This is a genomic window from Planctobacterium marinum, assembly GCF_020687805.1.
Classification (GTDB): Bacteria; Pseudomonadota; Gammaproteobacteria; order Enterobacterales; family Alteromonadaceae; genus Planctobacterium; species Planctobacterium marinum.
The window spans coordinates 1070083-1086968 of record NZ_JAJEWQ010000001.1 but is presented as its reverse complement, the minus strand read 5'-3'; the positions used below and the strand labels follow the sequence as shown (position 1 = coordinate 1086968).

General features: G+C 48.0%; 14 protein-coding genes. 7 read left to right on the top strand and 7 right to left on the bottom strand.

Annotated elements, in window-relative coordinates; all coding sequences use genetic code 11:
* Nucleotides 1–4: 4 nt before the first annotated feature.
* From LJ740_RS04845 to LJ740_RS04815, 7 genes are read right to left on the bottom strand one after another with little or no spacing between them, the layout of a single operon-like run.
* A complete protein-coding gene (locus LJ740_RS04845; RefSeq protein WP_229527914.1) occupies nucleotides 5–814 on the bottom strand; it encodes a rhamnogalacturonan acetylesterase in 810 nt (269 codons plus the stop codon).
* A gap of 3 nt (nucleotides 815–817) precedes the next feature.
* On the bottom strand, nucleotides 818–1855 hold the full coding sequence (locus tag LJ740_RS04840; RefSeq protein ID WP_229527913.1) for a LacI family DNA-binding transcriptional regulator: 1038 nt from the start codon (nucleotides 1853–1855) through the stop codon (nucleotides 818–820).
* Between the two features lie 57 nt (nucleotides 1856–1912).
* A complete protein-coding gene (locus LJ740_RS04835) occupies nucleotides 1913–3211 on the bottom strand; it encodes a TRAP transporter large permease (RefSeq protein WP_229527912.1) in 1299 nt (432 codons plus the stop codon).
* Nucleotides 3211–3702 (bottom strand): TRAP transporter small permease, encoded by a 492-nt coding sequence (locus LJ740_RS04830; protein ID WP_229527911.1) that lies wholly within the window; start codon nucleotides 3700–3702, stop codon nucleotides 3211–3213. Before LJ740_RS04830 ends, LJ740_RS04835 begins: the two co-directional genes overlap by 1 nt.
* A gap of 10 nt (nucleotides 3703–3712) precedes the next feature.
* Nucleotides 3713–4681 carry a TRAP transporter substrate-binding protein gene (locus LJ740_RS04825; protein WP_229527910.1) on the bottom strand — a complete coding sequence of 323 codons (969 nt, stop codon included), beginning with the start codon at nucleotides 4679–4681 and terminating at the stop codon, nucleotides 3713–3715.
* Nucleotides 4682–4685: 4 nt separating this feature from the next.
* Nucleotides 4686–5531: a 5-dehydro-4-deoxy-D-glucuronate isomerase gene (gene kduI, locus LJ740_RS04820; RefSeq protein ID WP_229527909.1), complete on the bottom strand. Its 846-nt coding sequence runs from the start codon at nucleotides 5529–5531 to the stop codon at nucleotides 4686–4688.
* A gap of 14 nt (nucleotides 5532–5545) precedes the next feature.
* Nucleotides 5546–6310 (bottom strand): SDR family oxidoreductase, encoded by a 765-nt coding sequence (locus LJ740_RS04815; RefSeq protein WP_229527908.1) that lies wholly within the window; start codon nucleotides 6308–6310, stop codon nucleotides 5546–5548.
* 258 nt (nucleotides 6311–6568) lie between these two features.
* Here LJ740_RS04815 and LJ740_RS04810 point away from each other — a divergent pair, with 258 nt between their 5' ends.
* From LJ740_RS04810 to LJ740_RS04780, 7 genes are all read left to right on the top strand, one after another.
* On the top strand, nucleotides 6569–8035 hold the full coding sequence (locus LJ740_RS04810) for a tagaturonate reductase (protein WP_229527907.1): 1467 nt from the start codon (nucleotides 6569–6571) through the stop codon (nucleotides 8033–8035).
* Nucleotides 8032–9522, top strand: a complete 1491-nt coding sequence (locus LJ740_RS04805) for a UxaA family hydrolase (RefSeq protein WP_229527906.1) — start codon at nucleotides 8032–8034, stop codon at nucleotides 9520–9522. Before LJ740_RS04810 ends, LJ740_RS04805 begins: the two co-directional genes overlap by 4 nt.
* A complete protein-coding gene (locus tag LJ740_RS04800) occupies nucleotides 9522–10451 on the top strand; it encodes a sugar kinase (protein WP_229527905.1) in 930 nt (309 codons plus the stop codon). Before LJ740_RS04805 ends, LJ740_RS04800 begins: the two co-directional genes overlap by 1 nt.
* A gap of 14 nt (nucleotides 10452–10465) precedes the next feature.
* Nucleotides 10466–11494 carry a pectinesterase family protein gene (locus LJ740_RS04795; protein WP_229527904.1) on the top strand — a complete coding sequence of 343 codons (1029 nt, stop codon included), beginning with the start codon at nucleotides 10466–10468 and terminating at the stop codon, nucleotides 11492–11494.
* Between the two features lie 25 nt (nucleotides 11495–11519).
* Nucleotides 11520–12146, top strand: a complete 627-nt coding sequence (gene eda, locus LJ740_RS04790) for a bifunctional 4-hydroxy-2-oxoglutarate aldolase/2-dehydro-3-deoxy-phosphogluconate aldolase (protein WP_229527903.1) — start codon at nucleotides 11520–11522, stop codon at nucleotides 12144–12146.
* A gap of 152 nt (nucleotides 12147–12298) precedes the next feature.
* Complete coding sequence (locus LJ740_RS04785; protein WP_229527902.1) at nucleotides 12299–13573, top strand: pectate lyase family protein; 1275 nt, start codon at nucleotides 12299–12301, stop codon at nucleotides 13571–13573.
* Nucleotides 13574–13899: 326 nt separating this feature from the next.
* Entirely contained in the window at nucleotides 13900–16839 is a 2940-nt protein-coding gene (locus tag LJ740_RS04780) for a TonB-dependent receptor (RefSeq protein ID WP_229527901.1), read from the top strand.
* Nucleotides 16840–16886 lie beyond the last annotated feature (47 nt).

The window sequence follows — 16886 nt, the reverse complement described above, 5'->3', positions numbered from 1 at the left end:
CCCTTTAGTAACTGAGTTTCAGGTGTTTGGGATCGGTTTCCCGAAGGAATTGCAGTAGTGGATGTTCCAATGTGCGTAATTGTTGCAACACCAGCTGTGCCACTTCACGGGCACCTAATTCGTTAAAATGCGTGTCGTCACGCACACCATTTGGATAATTGGGATGCAGACCCGGTGGAATATGCATAAAGCGCAAGCGGGACAGGGCATCGCCCTGAGCTTCAAAATAGGCGCGGGTGAGAGTATCCATATCCAGTAATAACACCCCGGTTTGTTCCGCCACCTGTCTGACATACTCACTGTAAGGGTGGGTGAGTTTTATGCTGCCCTCTTCGTTAAAGTAACGACGGGTTACCGGTGTCATCAATATCGCATGGGCTTGTTTTTCCCGTACTTGCCGGATCATGGTTGTCAGGTTTTGTTGATATTGTTCCGGTGTGGTGTATCGGTCTTTCTTGCGTTCTACTTCGTCATTGTGACCAAACTGGATAAATACAAAATCATCCGCCTGGAGGTTGTCGTATATCTGTTGCCACAAGCCCTCACTCATGAAGGTGCGGGTACTACGACCATTTTTAGCCAGATTGACAATATTCAATTGGTCTGAAAAGAAGTGGCTGAAAGGTACACCCCAGCCGGTTTCCGGCAGGTCTTTTGGGTGCTTAATGGCCATCGTGGAATCACCCGCCATAAAAAGTTGCTGGCTCATGACAGTGGTACTGAACATCAGACTTATCAGGCTAACCAGGGTCATGACTTTTTTACACATCAGAGCTTTTAAACTGCTGGTGGTCAGGCGGCGAGGTAAAGGCATTTATCAACTCTCTTTATCAGGTGGTGTAACGGTAGAATCGCGAACGATCAGATAGGGCGTAACTTCCCATTCCAGCTTTTCATTGCTGGCTTCAGTGGCAAACGAACGGATTAACTTTTTAGTGGCTAATGAGGCAATTTGCTCAACCGGACGGCGAATGGTGGTCAGAGAAGGTATCATTCGCGAGGCGATGATGTTGTCATCGAATCCCACCAATGACAATTGTTCCGGGATGGCAACGCCACAGTCTTTGGCGGCCCGCATCACACCGGCTGCCATTTCGTCATTATTGGCATAAATTGCGCTGGGATAGGGTTGTTGCGCAAATAACTGTTTTGCACACTCAATGCCGCTTTCGTAACTATTCTGGCCTTCCAGAATCCGTTCTTTAGGCACTTCGTGACCTTTCTCTTTTAAAGCGCTGCACAAACCTTCCAGACGCTCCGTTGATGAGCAAAAATGTAACGGACCAGAAATAATGGCAATGTCATCATGTCCCAGAGTTACTAAATGCTCGGCGATTTCGGTCATGGCTTTGCGGTCATTTGAAATCACGATATTGCTGTGATCATCTAAGTCTGCAGAGGCGATCCGCACATAAGGAAAATCGCGCTCCTGCAGGGCTTTAGCTAACTCCCGACTTTCAGACACCGGTGGCAAAATTAACACGCCGTCAACACGGGAACGATGGATAAAACTAATACAATCTTCAATAAAGTCGGCATTGTTCCAGTGGCAGGGGTGAACTACCAGTTCAAACCCCAGCTTGGTACAGACTTCTAACGCGCCACGTTGCACCTGGTCGATATAGAGGGCATCCGGGTTATCGTAAATCAGTCCCAACAGGTAAGACCGTTTGGAGGCCAGCCCCCGGGCTTGTTTGTCGGGCTGAAAATTCAGCTCGTCGATAACTTGTTGAATTTTAACGCGGGTTTTCTCACCTACCAGCGCCGAGTTGTTGATAACCCGGGAAACCGTGCGTTTTGAAACGCCCGCTACTCTGGCGACGTCGTTTATGGTGGTATTGCTTTTCTTATCCATTCTTATTGTCAATGCTTTAGGCCTATCGGTCGAGTCTATCACAGGTTTTCGTGTGCATTACATCAGGTCAAACCATCTTGGCAGTATTTCACTGATCGCGGGCACGTAGGTCACCAGCATCAATACCAAAAACATTACCAGGTATAGCGGTAACATGGGTTTAATGATGCGATGAATTGAGGTTTTTGCCACGGCACAACTGACGAACAGGACACTTCCCACCGGTGGCGATACCAGTCCGATGGACAGGTTCAGTACCATCATGATACCGAACTGAATAGGCGACATGCCCAGTTCCATAGCGACGGGTAAAAATATTGGTGTAAAGATTAATACTGCCGGGGTCATATCAATAAAGGCGCCCACCAGGATTAAAATGATATTGATCAGCAACAGGATCATGATGGGGTTGTCGCTCAGGGTCAGCAAAAAGTCGCTGATGGTTTGCGGAATATGGGCATACGACAACAACCATGACATCGCTGATGAAGCACCAATGATCAACATGACAATTGCGGTAGTTTCACTGGCTTTGAGCAAAATACCCGGCAACGCTTTAAAATCGATTTCCCGATAAATACCCACTGACAACACCAATGCGTACAAAACGGCTATAGCACCGGCTTCTGTAGCGGTAAATACCCCCATGATAATGCCGCCAATCACAATGAAGATAAGCAACATACTGGGCAATGCCGCCAGTACTTTTTGCATCGCAATTTTTAGTGGCAGGCGGGCAGCCACCGGATAATTATTGCGCATGGCGTAAATCACACATACGGTCATCAGTGCCAGACCCAGTAAAATGCCAGGTAGATAACCGGCGATAAACAGGGCGGCAATGGATACACCGCCGCTGGCGATGGCGTAAATGATCAAAATATTTGACGGTGGGATCAGCATCCCCGTTGTAGCGGAGGTGGCTGTAACAGCAGCAGAGAAATTTTCGCTGTAACCGTGCTTTTTCATTTCCGGGATCATGAAGCTGCCGATAGCCGACGTGGCAGCAACGGCAGAGCCGGAGATGGCACCAAACATCATGCAGGACATCACGTTTACCAGTGCCAGACCGCCCGGCAGCGAGCCAATGAGGGCCATGGCACATTCAATCAGACGACGTGCAATGCCTCCTTGTCCCATTATCAAACCAGACAGAATAAAGAACGGAATAGCCAGCAGGGCAAAACTGTCGATACCCCCCGCCATTTGTTGTGCAATGGTGGTTGTCGCGGGCACAAAGTCGATGTGAAACAACATCGCCAGTAAGGTGGCCAGCGCGATACAGATAGAAATAGGGACATTAATAAATAGCAGGGCAAAAAATACCGCCACCAGAATCAGTGCAGTGATATCCATTACAGTTCTCCTTTTGCGACTGACTGGAACAGCAATTGTTTAATGTTGTTGATACAAAACAGGGTGATCAGCGCGCCTGAGAAGGGGATGACGCTGTAAATCCAGCCCATTTGCCAACCCATTGCCGCGGAAATTTGATTGAGCTCCAGGGTAATACTCACCAGCGAAATGCCACCAAACACCATAATGCTCAGGGCGAAAAACATCACCAGTACCTCGATCAGCAATCGCACTTTGCGTTGCGCCTGGATGTTGAGTTTCTCCAGAAATAAATCCAGACCCAAATGTGCCCGGGTTTTATAGGCGTAGGCAGCGCCCAAAATACCAATCCAAATTAACAGAAAGCGTGCCAGTTCTTCGGTTATCGAACTGGGGGCACGCAGTGCAAAACGGGAGAACACCTGCCAACTGACGGTAACCACAATGGCGGCCATCATGAACATTAATAGCTTTTCCAGAAGCTGACAGATCAGATGTAGAAGATGAGACATGATGGTTTACCTACATGTTTTTAATTTTGATGATCTGATCTCCCACCGGCGTACCAGCGAAAGACTGATGAAATTCCGCCACTTTTTCCTGAAAAGCCGCTTTGTTGGGATAGGTGACAATAACCCCTTCTTTTTTCACTGTGGCCAATGCCTCATCGGATGCCTTTTGCCACAGCGCTTTTTGGTATTCCACAGAGTCAGCCATGGCCTGTGATAACCAACCTTGCTGTTGCGGGTTCAGGCTTTCCCATACCGGTAAGCTGGCCAGAATGATATCCGGGACAAAGGTGTGTTCATCAAGACTGTAATAGCGGGCTATTTCGTAATGACGGGACAGGTAGTAACTGGGAGGGTTGTTTTCGGCACCATCCACTACGCCCTGTTGCAGTGCGGCATATAATTCACCCCAGTTAATGGGGGTTGCAGCACCGCCCAGGGCGTTGACAGTCGCCATAGATGTCGGACTGTTTAACACCCTGATTTTTTTGCCGGACAGGTCGTCAGGGCTATTTATCGGCCCATCGACGGTGTAAAAACTGCGGCTTCCGGCATCGTAATAGCCCATGCCTTTAAGCCGCGCTACCCGTGCTTTTTCTAACAACGACTGACCGATATCACTGTTGAGTACTTTCCAGTAATGTTCCCGGTCCCGGATCAGGTAGGGCAGACTGAAGATTTTGATCTCAGGTACAAACCCTTCCAAAGAGCTGGCGGATACCTTGGTCATCGCCAGGCTACCGATTTGCAGTAGTTCCACCAATTCCCGTTCTGAACCTAACTGACCGCCAGGGTAGATCACCAGTTCCATGGTATCACCGGAATAGTGGGCCAGACGTTCAGCCATGTGTTCCATCGCGATGTGCACCACATGGCGGGTGTCTAACGTGTGGGCCAGGGTTAATCGGGTTTTATCCGATTCCTGGCCGCAGGCGCTCAGCAGCAGGACAAAGAGCGCCAGTATGGGCTTTTTAATCATCATAATCTTACCTAAGCGCTTCGGGTGGGTACTTATCCATATCGTCGTAGTCCAGGTTTTCACCGGCCATACCCCAGATAAAACTGTAGTTTTGTGTGCCACACCCGGAATGGATAGACCAGGGCGGTGAAATAACCGCTTGTTCATTGTGCACCCAGAGGTGACGTGTTTCTTCGGGTTCACCCATAAAGTGACAGACAGCCTGTGACTCGGGGACTTCAAAATAGAAATAAACCTCGTTGCGACGATCGTGCTGGTGAGCTGGCATGGTGTTCCAGACACTGCCGGGTTTTAAACAGGTGATCCCCATTTGTAACTGACAGGTGGGCACGACCTTGTTGATCAAGGTTTGATTAATATTGCGCTCATTGGAGGTTTCCAGGCTACCCAGCTGTAATACATTGGCTTCAGCCAGGGTGACCTTTTTACTGGGATATGTTTTGTGTGCCGGTGCTGAATTCAGATAAAAGCGTGCCGGTTGTTGTGGATCAACACTTTCAAAGCTTACATTTTGGGTACCTCTGCCCAGATACAGTGTATCTTTATTGCCCAGTTCGTAGCGTACTTCATCGGCAATCACAACCCCATCACCGGCGACATTGATGATGCCAATTTCACGGTTATACAAGAAGTAGGGAGCTTTTAATGCGTCTAAGGTGTCCAGTGTCAGGGATTGATGTACCGGTGCTGCACCACCAACCATGAAGCGTTCGTAATGGGTGTAAACCCAGCTAATGGCGTCTTCCTGCATTAACTGGTCTGCCAGGAATGCCGAGCGAAGTTGCCCGGTATCCATGCTTTTAACTTCATTGGGTCCAATGGCGTAGCGGTTTTCAAAGTGAGTTCGGGTCATTGTTTTACACTCCTTTAGCGTGCCAACCAGCCGCCATCAACCGCCAAAATATGACCGTTGACGTAATTACTGGCATGAGAAGAAAGAAATACGGCGGCACCAATCAGATCTTCCGGTTCGCCCCAGCGAGCAGAAGGTATACGATTCAGGATTTCTTTGTTACGCACAGGATCGTCCTGCAGCGCCTGGGTGTTGTCGGTTTTAAAGTAGCCAGGTGCAATAGCATTGACCTGAATATTGTGGCTGCCCCATTCATTGGCCAGTGCTTTGGTCAGACCTGCAACCGCGTGCTTACTGGCGGTGTAGGCGGGAACTGTTATGCCACCCGTATAAGACAGCATCGATGCGATATTGACGATTTTGCCCTGACCTGCAGAAATCATGGCTGGCGCCAGTTTCTGTGCCAGTAAAAAGCTGGCATCCAGATTTACCCGCATGACGTTTTGCCACTGTTCGTAGGGGTAGTCCACTGCCGGGCTGCGAAAAATGGTGCCGCCAACATTAATCAATATATCGATACAGGCATGTTGGCTCAGGGCCGTATCGGCAAGACGGGTAACGGAATCGACATCGCTTAGGTCAGCGGCGATTTGTGTTGCTAAACCACCGGCCTCATGAATGTTGTGCAGGGTTTCGTCACAGCCATTGTCTCTGCTGCTACTGCAAATAACCTGAGCGCCGGCAGCCGCCAAACCTTCAGCGATTTTTTGGCCCAGTCCACGACTGGCTCCGGTAACTAATGCGACTTTATCAGAGAGAGAAAACATTGATGAACTCATCACAACTCCATATTTTTAAATTGAGGGTGCCTTCACAGATAAGGACTATGCCACAGACACGTGGCGTCAACATCTGATTAACAAGTTAATAACTTGTTGTATTTTTTGCTACCGGTGGCAAAATGTCAAATAATAATTGCTACCGGTGGCAAAATCGCGTAATTTAAATAGTATTCAGCCTCCGGAGAAAGAACCCGAACGCTTTCTGCATATAGGCTGGCAATGTTATATGACCTGTGAATTTAGCTGGGGCTGAAGATGAAAAAATTAAACCGAACCGAATTTCCTTTTGAAAATTACCCAACCCGTATCATGCAATTCGGCGAAGGAAACTTTTTACGTGCCTTTGTAGACTGGCAAATTGATCACCTAAACAAAGAGAATGATCTGCAAGCCGGGGTTGCGGTGATTCGTCCCATCGATTACGACACGCTGCCGTTGCTCAACACGCAGGATGGACTCTATACCAGCATCATTCGCGGTATTGACGAGTCTGGCGAGGCGGTAGAGCAAATTCGTATTATTGATTGTATTAACGAAGAAATTCCGGTGTACAAAGAATTTGAACGCTATATGGCGCTGGCTGAATCACCGGATATTAAGCTGATATTTTCTAATACCACTGAAGCGGGAATTGAGTTTATCGACACCGATAAGTTAAGCGATGCGCCGGCAGCGGCATTTCCCGCAAAATTAACACAATGGTTACATCATCGTTACCAACACTTTGCCGGTAGTGAAGAATCCGGACTGATCATTATTCCCTGCGAGTTAATTGATTACAATGGCGACAAACTGAAAGAAATCGTTCTGCAATACTGCCAGTTGTGGCAGTTAGAGGACGGTTTTGTTAACTGGTTAGAATCCGCCAATCATTTTTGTTCAACCCTGGTGGATCGCATTGTAACGGGATTCCCCAGAGACGAGCATCAGGCCTTGCAGGAACGCTTTGGCTATCTGGATAACTTCATGGTGACAGCTGAGTATTTCCACCTGTTTGTGATTCAGGGACCTGAAGCACTGAAATCCTTTTTAAAACTGGATGACAGCAGTCTCAATATCAAAGTGGTAGAGGACATTTATCCCTACAAGCAACGCAAAGTGGCTATCTTAAATGGTGCCCACACAGCGTTAGTGCCGTTAGCTTATTTGGGGGGCCTGAATACCGTGGGTGAAACCATGGATGATGCGTTGTATGCGCGCTACGTTGAACAGCTGATGTTCGACGAAATCATTCCAACACTGGATTTGCCTGAAGATGAATTGCAGGGTTTCGCCAATGATGTCATTAAGCGGTTTAAAAATCCGTTTATTCATCATCAACTGGTGTCTATTGCATTAAACAGCATGACTAAGTTCAATACCCGTATTGTGCCGCAACTACAAAAGTATGTTACCCAGTCGTGCAAAGCACCTAAACTCATGGCAGCAGCGATAGCAGGACAAATTTTGTTTTATCGCGGAGTGCGGGACGGAGAGCAAATTCCGTTGTCTGATGGTGAAAAGTGGCTAAGCAGTTTTGCTGAATTGTGGCAAAGCTATGATGCCCAAACCCTGTCAGTGACTGATCTGGTACAGCAGGTATTATCCGCCGAGTGGCACTGGCAGCAGGATATGTCTCAGGTGGCAGATTTACAACAGCAAGTCACTGAACTGCTAACCCTGTTTATACGAGATGGTGTCAGAACCACCTTAACCACCCTGTTAGAGAGGGACGAGGTATGAAAAAATTTATTCGTTTACATGCGCAAGACAACGTAATGGTCGCCCTGGCGCCGTTGGCAAAAGGGGACGTTGTTGAGCTTGACGGGATCAGCGTAGAGTTGGTCGAAGATGTTGAGAAAGGTCACAAAGTGGCGCTGCAGGACATTGCTCAGGGAGACAATGTTATAAAATATGGCGCGCCCATAGGGCATGCGCTGAATGCCATTGTCAAAGGACAATGGGTACATACAGACCATATAAAAACCAACCTGAATGACGAACTGGAGTACAGCTACGTACCTGAATTGCCAGACTTTGCTGCACTGCAAGACGATTCACCCGAGATAAATATCTACCGCCGTGACAATGGCACTGTGGCAATTCGCAACGAGCTTTGGGTGGTACCCACGGTTGGTTGCGTCAATGGCATGGCCACGCAAATGGTAAATCGCTTTATTCAGTCACATCCAGACATGGAAATCGATGGTGTGTTTGTGTTTCCGCACCAGTTTGGCTGTTCGCAATTAGGTGACGATTTAGATACCACCCGGGTACTGTTGCAAAATATGGCCAGACACCCTAACGCCGGTGGCGTATTGGTGGTAGGCCTGGGTTGTGAAAACAACCAGGTGGGGGCGTTTCGCTCCGGTGTCACTGAAGTTTCCAGCGACCGTCTGAAATTTTTGGTGACACAGCACGTCGAAGACGAAGTGGAAGCTGGTCTGGAACTGATGGAAGAGTTGTATAAAACCATGCGCCAGGACAAGCGCCAACCGGGGCGTTTATCAGAAGTGCGCTTTGGTCTGGAATGCGGTGGCAGTGATGGTTTATCTGGCATTACCGCGAACCCATTGTTGGGTGAGTTTTCTGACTACCTGATCGCCCGTGGTGGTACCACTGTGCTGACCGAAGTTCCGGAAATGTTTGGTGCAGAAACCATCTTGATGTCCCGTTGTAAAGACGAAGCAACCTTTCACGACCTGGTGAACATGGTGAACGGCTTTAAACGCTATTACAAAGATCACAATCAGCCCATTTATGAAAATCCATCGCCGGGCAATAAAAGCGGTGGCATTACCACTTTAGAAGACAAGTCACTGGGCTGTACCCAAAAAGCGGGGCGCAGCAAAGTTCAGGCAGTCTTGGAATACGGTGAAATCATTAAAGAGCAGGGACTACATCTGCTCAATGCGCCGGGCAATGACGCCATTGCCACCAGTGCATTGGCTGCCTGCGGTTGTCACATGGTGTTGTTTACAACGGGCAGGGGCACCCCATACGGCGGATTTGTGCCTACCCTGAAAATTGCTACTAATTCAGAACTGGCTAACAAGAAACCGCACTGGATTGATTTTGATGCCGGCAGATTAATGTCGGACACCAGTATGCCGCAATTGTTAGATGAGTTTATTGATTTGTTGGTGGCGGCCTGTAACGGCGAGCCGGTGAAGAACGAGCGCAATCAGATTCGCGAAGTAGCCATCTGGAAAAAAGGAGTCACGTTGTAATGGCAGTGGCAAAAATCGCCATACTGGGTGAATGTATGGTGGAGATTTCTGGTGAGTTAATGGGAGCCATGCAGCAACGGTTTGGTGGCGACACCATGAACACCGCGGTGTATCTGAAGCAGGTGGCCAAAGACAGATTGCAAACCAGTTATGTTACCGCCATGGGCACCGACGTGCTCAGTGATGCAATCGTACGTGAATGGCAACAATACGGGGTGGATTGTCAGTTTGTTATGCGGGACGAATCCCGTCATGCAGGCTTGTATCTGATCCAAAATGACGCCTCAGGGGAGCGTAGTTTCCAGTACTGGCGCGACAGTGCCGCGGCGCGTTTTATTATGCAGCACAAAGATATCGACGCCATTTTCGAGGCATTGCGTGAATTTGATGCCTTGTATTTGTCGGGCATTAGCCTGGCGATATTACCGGAAACGGATCGCCAATTATTGCTGGATAAACTGGCTGAATTGCGCAAGCAGGGCGTTAAACTTGTGTTTGACAGCAATTATCGTCCTCGCTTGTGGCAATCGGTAGCACAAACCCGGCAGGTGTATGAGCAAATATACGCCTTGTGCGACCTGGCATTATTGACCATCGATGATGAACAGCAACTCTGGGCTGACCCGGATACTGCTGCATGCCTGGCTCGATTGCAAAAGTACGACATTGCTGAAATTGTCATTAAAGATGGCAGCAATGGTTGCTTTTACACATATAATAATCAAACCCATCATCATCCTACAGAACCGGTTAAGCAGGTGCTGGATACCACAGCCGCAGGGGACTCCTTTAATGCGGGTTATCTTGCCGGATGGCTGCTGCAGCAAGATCACGCAACCTGTGCCAGTTGGGGTAACAAACTGGCGGGACAGGTTATCCAGGGCAAGGGCGCAATAGTGCCAGTTGATACCTCATTTGCCGGACAGTAGTGGAGATGAGCAAGATGAGAAGGTTAGCACTTCTGTTGTTTTGTATTCTGAGCTTTCAGAGTCTGGCATTGGATACCGATATTGGTGTTTTGCGGGTGGGGAAATCTGCCCCTTATCAAACCATTCAGTCTGCCATTAATGCCAGTAGTGTTTATCAGCGGGCGATTATATTGGTAGACGAAGGGCTGTATCAGGAAAAGCTGTTTATCAGTCGCAATCAGCTGGCCATTATTGGCGTATCGGCGCAAAAAACCATCATTAAACAGAGCATTCTGAGAAAGCACTGGCGCAGCAACCACGACAATGACTGGGGCGCAGCGGTGGTGAACATCAACGGTTCGGATATCAGTCTGATTAACCTGACCGTGGAAAACGACTATGGCCGTCAGCACAATACTTCGGAACATCAGTTTGCCGTCAGAGGGTTTGCCAATAGCGATCGCATTATCCTGAAGAACTGCCGATTGATTGCCGATGGTGATGATACGCTGAGTTTGTGGAACAAAGACGGACGCTATTATCACGCCGATTGTTATTTTTCAGGTTACACCGACATGGTATGCCCCAGAGGCACCGCGCTGATTGAACGCTCAGAATTTTTTAATCACGCTCAAACCGCCACACTTTGGCATGACGGTGAACTGGACCCGGATTATAAGCTGGTGGTCAGCGACAGCCAGTTTGACGGTGTTCAGGGGTTCTGGTTGGGGCGTCGTCATTATGATGCGCAATTTTTCCTGTTAAATTCCACCTTCAGTGAGCGCATGGCAGATAAGCCTTTGTTTAAAAAGCGCTACCCTCAGGACCCTGATCGCGAACGCCCAAACTTGTACGGAGATCGCTACTTTTTTAGTGGCAACAGCTTTCCGCAGGAACTTGAATGGGCCAATGACAATCTGCGCTTAACAGACTGGGTTCCGGCGCAATATCCCTCTTTAGAGGCCTGGGTCTTTGACAATACCTGGCTTCCCAGCGAAGAACTACAAACGCTTCGCAACCACCTGACTGAGATATCAGACACAGGTCATATTTCCACTTTTTAACACTTTTCTACTTTGGCGATAACTAATGAAATCATTTAAAACTCTTATGCAGGATCAATGCTTGTTACCTATTATTCAGGCTGACTCAGTGGATGACGGACTGGCCATTGCCGCTGCCATGCAACAGGCTGATATCCGTTTAGTGGAAGTTGTATTGAGAACCCCGGCGTCGTTGCAGGTATTAGAGGCTATCAAGCAGCAGTTACCGGATCTGATCGTCGGCGCGGGCACCGTGGTGGACGAACAAAGTCTGAACGCAGCTATTGAGGCGGGTTCTGACTTTATCGTTACCCCGGCAATTTCACCAGACTTTTTGAAAAAGCTGGCTGCCGTTGAGGTACCTGTATTGCCAGGTGTGTCGAACACCGGTGATATTTTAATGGCCCGTGAACACGGCTTTAAAGAACTTAAGTTGTTCCCGGCTAACCTGTCTGGCGGCTATCAATTTATCAAAGCGCTTGGCAGTATTTTTCCTGATCTGGCTTTTTGTCCCACGGGTGGGGTGAGTGAAGCCAATAAAATGGACTACCTGCAATTAGACAATTGCTTTGCGGTTGGAGGCACCTGGATTGCGAAAAAGGAATGGGTGAGCGCTCGTGAATTTGCAAAAATCACGGAGTCTTGTATCGCTGCGAATAAAAAAGCGGCATAAACCACGTTAAATAAAAGCCGGATAACCCTGTCATGAGAAAAGCGTCAATTGTAAGAGATCATCAGCGAGTGTTGCTTACTCGCGATTGGACAATAAGGTCACTTTGGAGAGTCATCTGTCTGACTTGCTTGTGTTATCTGGCGGTACCCTCTTTGCTGGCTGATACATTACCGCCTTTGGCTTTTCCTGAGGCTGAAGGTTTTGGTAAATACACGCAGGGCGGGCGCGGTGGTAAGGTGATTGTGGTAGATACCCTTAGCGATAACCCTGACTCACCGGAGCCTGGTAGTTTGCGTTATGCTGTGACTCAGAATGAACCCAGAATCGTGGTATTTTCGGTGTCCGGCGTAATTCAACTGCAAGCGCCACTCGTGATCAAACACGATTACATCACACTCGCCGGGCAATCTTCACCTGGTGGTATTGTGATCAGTGGAGCTGAAACAGAAATCAAAGCCAATCAGGTGATTATACGTTATCTGCGCTTTCGACCCGGAAGTGCACAGTCGCAGGGGGATGCCCTGACGGCCCGACGTCATCGCGATATTATCATCGATCATTGCTCGTTGAGTTGGGCCAATGATGAAGTGGCCTCCTTTTACAACAATCAAAATTTTACCCTGCAATACAGTATTATTTCGGAGAGCCTGAATAACGCCGGTCACGCTAAAGGTGAACACGGCTATGGAGGGATCTGGGGCGGCAGTCGTGCCAGTTTTGTGTATAATTTAATGGCGCATCACCACAGCCGCAACCCGCGTATTAATGGTTATCGACTGGGTGCTCCTTATGCCCAAACAGAGGAGCTGACCGATGTGCGCAATAACGTGTTTTACAACTGGGGTAGTCAAAGTGGCTACGGCGGTGAAGCCGGGCGTTTTAACCTGGTAAACAACTATTATTTACCAGGACCTGCCAGTAAACCAAAGCGATTCTTCCAACTGTGGGGAGAAGGTGACAGTCTGACGCAAGCCTTTATCCATGGCAATGTTATGCACGGGGAAGCGCAGAAAAGCGGCAGCAACAGGCTGGGCATTGAAATAAAAAATGCCAAAAAATTGAGCGCAGATCAGCGTCAGGCCATATTCCGGCAAAGTTTGGTGACGGAGCCTTTTTGGTTTATGCCGGCATTTTTTGTTATGCCAGTTGAAACCGCCGAACAAAGCTATCAACGTTTAATTGAACAAGCTGAAATAGGGGCCAATCGCAACAGAAAAGGCAAATTTATGGATTCGGTGGATCAGCGTTTGTTACAGCAGATTAACACCCGACAAGTGGGGGGCGGTAACGGCATTATCGATACCGAACTGCAGGTAATTGCCAGTTGGCAACATTACCGGTCGGAATATGTCACAGACGGTAGCGATGACGCCTTACCGTCTGCGGAAAAAATTCCACTCTGGTTAGATAAAATAGGCGCCTTTTAATTCCTTTCTAAGCGGACTTTTGGGGTCCGTATCAAAAATTCATTTCCCGTCATTTCCTGTCTTATTCGCAGGAAATGACTTCATTTATCTGCTTTTTTGTGAATTTTACTGACTTCAAAAGTTTTTAACAAATTCGCATTTACTATTAACAATTGGTTGACAAATGGCTTTTTTGTTACTAAATTTGCCACCGGTGGCAATTAATATTTTTATAACTCTAAATAAACGCTACATACAGTTTTGCCTTTGTCCCAGTTTGGTTGTTTGCGGGATGTTGGGCTTGCTGTTTTTTAGGAATCAAAACAAAGAGACTGGAGAAATTCCACATGAAACGCTTTAAGTTGAATACAGTCCTGGTTGCATTAATGGTGGCGATGCCGACGGTGGCACAGCAGGCCGGCAACGAGGACGAGCAACCCACCCAACAGGAAACCGCGGCGGTCAGTGAAGCCGAACAGGACCTGGAGGTTATTCAGGTCAAAGGGGTAAAAGAGGCCGATTTAAAAGCCCGTGACCTGGAACGTCTTAAAAAGGGTTTTAGCTCCATAATTTCTACAGATGACTTAGGTAATTTTGTCGACCAGAACGTCGCTGAATCTCTGCGTCGTTTGCCGGGTGTAACCTTGCAACGCAGCGAAGGGGAAGGCAAGTTTGTAACCGTGCGTGGTCTTGGACCCGGATTTGTTTCGGTCAATATGAACGGCGCCGAAATGTCAGGTGTTGGCGATGATCGAAAAGTGGGCTTAGATGCCTTGCCGGCTGACCTGCTGGGAACAATCGAAGTATTAAAAACCCTGACCCCGGATCAGAACCTGAACTCAATCGGTGGTACGGTCAATGTTAAAGCGATTTCAGCCTTTGACAGAGGTAAAAACAACTTAAAGATGCGCCTTCAGGATTCCTATTCCGATTTGCGTGGCGAACATTCACCGAAATTCAGCCTGGACGGTACACAACTGTTTATGGATGAAAAAATCGGGATTGGCTATGCAATTTCCTATGAAGATCGACAGACCCAGGTGGACGAAACCCGTCATCACAGCACCAACGAAATGAAATATTATCAGGCGGATTTTGGTCTGGCTGATGACGAGATAAACGGCCCGGAAATTCTGGGACCATCGCAGTTGGAAGTGCGCCGGGAAATAGCCGACCGTACCCGTAAAGCGGCCTCTTTGAATTTAGAGTTTAAACCTACCGACACCGATTATTATTACATCAAAGGCACCCACACCCAGTTTGATGATGGTGACTTGGCATTACGTGAATTTTACGATTTTCAGGATGCTGGTTCTGTTGGTAGCGGTGAAATCCTGTACGTGGATGACCAGAGTAAAGAGTTTATCCTGAGTGATATTGATGTATTTCATCAGCACTTTATTCAGGAAAGCAGTAACGAGAGCCAGACCTTTAGTATTGGTGGCAGCAACAAATTTGGCGATGACTGGACATTGGATTACGAATTTGCCAATTCCAAATCCGAAGAAGACTCCCGTGGTGATCGTCGGGTGCAGTTTCGCGAGCGCGACCTGATAGTGTATGGTCAGGGTCTGAGAGACAACATCAACGCCCAGGTATTAACCCCAGAGCAGGCGGCCCAAATGGCCGGTTTGACCTATGAAGAAGGCATGTTCGGCACATCCGGTAGCGGCGATGCCAGTGATTTGTCCAACTGGGCATTTGATAACCTCTTTTTGGAAGGTGGGGTGCGTACAGATGATTTGAAAACCTACCAGCTCAATTTGCAAAAAGACGTATTTAACGATTATATCAATTACTTTAAATTCGGTGGCTTGGTGACCCAGCGGGATCACATTCGCGACAAAGATCGCTGGAGCTTTGATCCGTCTGCAGACGATTGTAATGGTGATCAGGCCTGTATTGACGCGGTGAATTCCAGTCTCGCGGATTACGCCAGTACTATCCCGGGTGGCTCTACCTTCCAGTATCCGTTTGAAAGTACTCAAACCGTGGATGATATTGTCAATGTTACCCGTCAAACCATTTCCGGCGCTACCAATGATGAGACGTCGGTAGAGAGTACCAAACAAGATTACACCATCACCGAAGACACCAAAGCATTGTATGCGATGCTGGAAACGCCTATCGGTGAAGACGCCACGCTGATCACCGGTGTTCGCTGGGTGGAGACGGAGTTCTCATCCACCGGTTACCTGTCGCTGGAAAATGATGACTTTGAGTTTAACGGAGCCGGGCAGGGCAGTCTGGATATCGCCATTCCCATGCCGGAATCCTCCATTAAATACAGTGAATTCTTCCCCAGTGCCCATCTGCGCTATGAGCCTACAGCCGATATTTTGGTAAGAGCCGCCGCCTGGACCAGCTTTACCCGGCCGTCCTTTAAACAGGCGCGGGGCTTTGCCACGTTTGACAGTGATATTCAGTTGTGTCCGCCCAATAGTGATAATTGTGACGATGATCAGGGCAGCGCCAATGTACAGCAATTGCAGGATTACATTCTGGGGCCAGACAATGGCCTTGATGTGGGTAACCCTAACCTGACAGCCATGACATCCATTAACTACGATGCTTCAATCGGTTGGTATCCCAGTGAAAACCTGTTTATGGAAGCGGCGATTTTCTACAAAGATATCGATAATTTTATCGTTGATGTGAATGGCCTGACGGCGTCAATTGCAGATCTGCCACTGACCTTACCGGTAAATCAAATCACTGAATTTGTTATTCCTCAGGATCTGGTTCTGAACCAAATCAATATTACTCTGAACGGTGATAAGGCCACGGTTTTTGGTTTAGAGCTGAGCTATAACCAGTATTTCGAAAATGGCTTTTTCGTGCAATCCAACGCTACCTTCCTGGACAGTGAAGCGACGCTGGACAGCTCAATCCGACAAACCAAAGTGGCGTTGCCTGACCAGGCTGACACCACTTTTAACCTGACTTTAGGCTGGGAAAATGAAGTCTTCTCTGCCCGTGTGATTGGTAACTACCGCTCTGAAGTGTTAGAGCAGATTGGTTCCTGCCCGGCCAGTGTGGATGTATCCAATGCCAAACAATGCAAAGTTTGGGCTGACCAATATCAGGACGGCTACACCAATCTGGACATCAAGCTGAAGTACGATCTGACCAGCAATATTCAAATCTATTTTGATGCCATCAACATCACTGAATCTGAAGATTTACGTTACTTTGAAGGCAATCAATACAGCGGTGGCAACATCCTGTATCAGAAAGAAGTGTATGGTCGCTCGTTTCAGTTGGGTACCACTATCAAGTTTTATTAATGCATTTGGGCAATTCTGTTGAGTACAGAATTAAGTAAAAACGGAGT

Coding starts and splice junctions, on each gene's coding strand:
- LJ740_RS04795 (WP_229527904.1), top strand. CDS start 10,466: ATGAGAAGGTTAGCACTTCTGTTGTTTTGTATTCTGAGCTTTCAGAGT.
- LJ740_RS04835 (WP_229527912.1), bottom strand. CDS start 3,211: ATGGATATCACTGCACTGATTCTGGTGGCGGTATTTTTTGCCCTGCTA.
- LJ740_RS04780 (WP_229527901.1), top strand. CDS start 13,900: ATGAAACGCTTTAAGTTGAATACAGTCCTGGTTGCATTAATGGTGGCG.
- LJ740_RS04830 (WP_229527911.1), bottom strand. CDS start 3,702: ATGTCTCATCTTCTACATCTGATCTGTCAGCTTCTGGAAAAGCTATTA.
- LJ740_RS04800 (WP_229527905.1), top strand. CDS start 9,522: ATGGCAGTGGCAAAAATCGCCATACTGGGTGAATGTATGGTGGAGATT.
- LJ740_RS04840 (WP_229527913.1), bottom strand. CDS start 1,855: ATGGATAAGAAAAGCAATACCACCATAAACGACGTCGCCAGAGTAGCG.
- LJ740_RS04810 (WP_229527907.1), top strand. CDS start 6,569: ATGAAAAAATTAAACCGAACCGAATTTCCTTTTGAAAATTACCCAACC.
- eda (WP_229527903.1), top strand. CDS start 11,520: ATGAAATCATTTAAAACTCTTATGCAGGATCAATGCTTGTTACCTATT.
- LJ740_RS04825 (WP_229527910.1), bottom strand. CDS start 4,681: ATGATGATTAAAAAGCCCATACTGGCGCTCTTTGTCCTGCTGCTGAGC.
- kduI (WP_229527909.1), bottom strand. CDS start 5,531: ATGACCCGAACTCACTTTGAAAACCGCTACGCCATTGGACCCAATGAA.
- LJ740_RS04805 (WP_229527906.1), top strand. CDS start 8,032: ATGAAAAAATTTATTCGTTTACATGCGCAAGACAACGTAATGGTCGCC.
- LJ740_RS04845 (WP_229527914.1), bottom strand. CDS start 814: ATGCCTTTACCTCGCCGCCTGACCACCAGCAGTTTAAAAGCTCTGATG.
- LJ740_RS04815 (WP_229527908.1), bottom strand. CDS start 6,310: ATGAGTTCATCAATGTTTTCTCTCTCTGATAAAGTCGCATTAGTTACC.